This is a genomic window from Ilumatobacter sp., from assembly GCF_049588435.1.
Lineage (GTDB): Bacteria > Actinomycetota > Acidimicrobiia > Acidimicrobiales > Ilumatobacteraceae > Ilumatobacter_A.
In genome coordinates this window covers 1-1,965 of sequence record NZ_JBAVYV010000213.1, presented here as the reverse complement: position 1 = coordinate 1,965, position 1,965 = coordinate 1, and the positions used below count along the sequence as shown (strand labels likewise).

Genomic DNA, 1,965 nt, shown 5'->3' with positions numbered 1-1,965 from the left:
GGTAGACGAGCGTCCGGAGTCGAGTCGCGGTCCGTCGTGTCCCGACGATCCGCCCACCCAACCGTGTGGTGATCGATTCGATCGACGCCTCGGCCGGGCCGATGAACTCCGGCATCGTCGACGGCGCATCGATCGTGATCTCACACGCCAGCGGGAGGCCGGCGATCGACGCCACGTCGAGCAGTTCGCCGTCGACCCCGATCATCACCGTTCCACCCGCCGCATCACGACGGAACAGCTCCCACGCCATCCCCGCAGGCTACGAGCGTGACGCAACGGGTCTGACCCGTTATGTAACGCTCGGAGGCTGTTGCTCACGGCGTATAGGTGCCGAAGACCCCACGGAGGCTGTCGCTGATCTCGCCGAGGGTGCAGTCGGCGCGCAGGGCGTCCTTCATGACGTACAACAGGTTGTCACTCGACTCCGCTGTCGCCGTGACCGCCGCCAGCGCCGACTCGACCAGCGCCGGGTCCCGGTCGGCCTTGTACGCCTTGGTGCGCGCGATCTGGCTCGTCTCGAGTGCCGGATCGATCGGGAACGGTTCGATCTCCGCCTCATCCTCCACCGTGAACTTGTTGACGCCGACGATGACCCGCTCGTCGTCGTCGATCGACTTCGTGTATTCGTATGCGGCGTTCTCGATCTCGTCCATCTGGAATCCGGACTCGATCGCGGAGACGGCCCCGCCCTTCTCGTCGATCTGCTCGATGTACTCCCAGGCGAGGCGTTCGACCTCGTCGGTCAACGATTCGACGAAGTACGAACCGGCGAGCGGATCGACGGTGTCCGTGACACCTGATTCGTAGCCGATGATCTGCTGCGTCCGCAGTGCGATGCGCGCTGCGGTCTCGGTCGGCAGGCTGAGCGCCTCGTCGTATCCATTGGTGTGCAACGACTGCGTACCACCGAGCACGGCCGCCATCGACTGGATCGCGACACGGACCACGTTGTTGATCGGCTGCTGGGCGGTGAGCGTCGACCCACCGGTCTGCGTGTGGAATCGGAGCATCGACGACTTCGGATCCTGGGCGTTGAACCGTTCGGTCATGATCGAGTACCACATCCGTCGGCTGGCGCGGAACTTGGCCGCTTCCTCGAAGAAGTTGTTGTGACCGTTCCAGAAGAAGCTGAGCCGAGGCGCGAAGTCGTCGACGTCGAGGCCGGCATCGACCGCCGCCTGCACATAGGCGATGGCGTTGGCGATCGTGAACGCGATCTCCTGAACGGCCGTCGAACCGGCTTCGCGGATGTGGTAGCCGGAGATCGAGATCGTATTCCACGACGGCACGTGCTTCGAGCAGTACTCGAAGATGTCGGTGATGATCCGCATCGACGGCCGCGGCGGGAAGATGTAGGTCCCCCGGGCGATGTACTCCTTGAGCAGGTCGTTCTGGATCGTGCCGCTGATCTTGTCGGCGGGCACACCCTGCTCCTCGGCGACCAGTTCGTACATCAGCAGCAGGATCGAGGCCGTGGAGTTGATCGTCATCGACGTCGACACCTTGTCGAGCGGCAGGTCCGCGAGGAGCAACCGCATGTCGGCCATCGTGTCGATCGCCACGCCGACCTTGCCGACCTCGCCTTCGGCACGACCCGCGTCGGAGTCGTATCCCATCTGCGTCGGCAGGTCGAAGGCGCAGCTCAGCCCGGTCTGGCCCGCATCGAGCAGGAACTTGAAGCGTTCGTTGGTCTGCTCGGCCGAACCGAAGCCCGAGTACTGGCGCATCGTCCAGAGCCGGCCCGTGTACATCGACGGATACACGCCCCGCGTGTACGGCGGTTGCCCGGGAAGGCCCAGACGCTGCTCGGCGTTCCAGTCCGCGAGCGCCTCACCGGTGTAGATCTTGGCGATCGGAATTCCGGAGTCGGTCGTCGGCAAGTCGGGTGCTTCGGCCATCCCGCGATCGTACGCGGCAGATCCGGCTCCCACCCAGGCCGAGATGCGCGTCGGTGCCAGGCACCGA

General features: G+C 64.8%; 2 protein-coding genes. Both read right to left on the bottom strand.

All coding sequences use genetic code 11. The features are described 5' to 3' along the window. Positions 1-250: hypothetical protein (locus WBV89_RS08070; RefSeq protein ID WP_423980818.1), on the bottom strand; the 250-nt coding region annotated here is incomplete at its 3' end. A 64-nt stretch (positions 251-314) separates the two neighbouring features. Further along, positions 315-1,898, bottom strand: coding sequence for an acyl-CoA mutase large subunit family protein (locus WBV89_RS08065; RefSeq protein WP_423980817.1), 1,584 nt, complete (start codon positions 1,896-1,898; stop codon positions 315-317). Positions 1,899-1,965 lie beyond the last annotated feature (67 nt).